Source organism: Ruegeria sp. CF1 (assembly GCF_056537445.1).
Genome location: NZ_JBQFRN010000028.1, coordinates 1 through 703 on the forward strand (window position 1 = coordinate 1; position 703 = coordinate 703).

A 703-nucleotide genomic window follows, 5' to 3' on the forward strand; every position below is an offset into this window, starting at 1 on the left:
CCCACCGTCTCACAAATGATTGAGAGTGAAGGTGGTGAGGGGCTGGATGAGGGGGTCTTAGCCAGCCCCTCTCTCTTGAGGGGGTATCCGGAGTGGTAGTGTTGTTCCGTTAAACCCAATCTACCCCGTTAGCGCCTTGTCCGAAATTGGGGGATTCCCGTAGACCCCTTATTTTCTTATCTCAGACACAATTCAAACACGCTACACCGATAACAAGCAGGTGCGGCGCGTCGTGATGGGATTAGCGATTTCAATGAGGGGGTACGAGTTTGGCGCGTCGCACCATTCCCCGCGGTCACGTCAGCATCCTTGCCACAGTTGGGTCGCTATATTTGAAGGCGCCATTTTGCTTGATGCCGACTTAGGTCTTCGCCCACTGCGCCATTGGATTGCTTTTCCCGAATTGCCCCGCACGCCGCTTCCATTGCCAAAACCGCGCGTTCAACCGCTAAGGCGACTTCGGGATAGGCCTGAACCCATGGATGGTCGCCGACATTCGATTTGAAGCAATCCGTAAGGATGCTCGCTGGATACAATGCACCTTCAGGTAAACGGTCATTCATATAAAATCTCCTAGACAAGTTACGCTCAGGTCATTTGGTGTCGTCTGGAGAATAATGATTGCGAATTTCTGCCAAGTGCTTCTGCGAAGTCGCCAACTTTCTGTGTGCACAAATCCCGTGCGTTCTATCAGCGTCCATCT

1 protein-coding gene is annotated in these 703 nt (G+C 52.3%); it reads right to left on the reverse strand.

The features are described 5' to 3' along the window. Positions 1-326 precede the first annotated feature (326 nt). Positions 327-563, reverse strand: a complete 237-nt coding sequence (locus ACRZ96_RS21120) for a hypothetical protein (RefSeq protein WP_480815083.1) — start codon at positions 561-563, stop codon at positions 327-329. Positions 564-703: the final 140 nt, after the last annotated feature.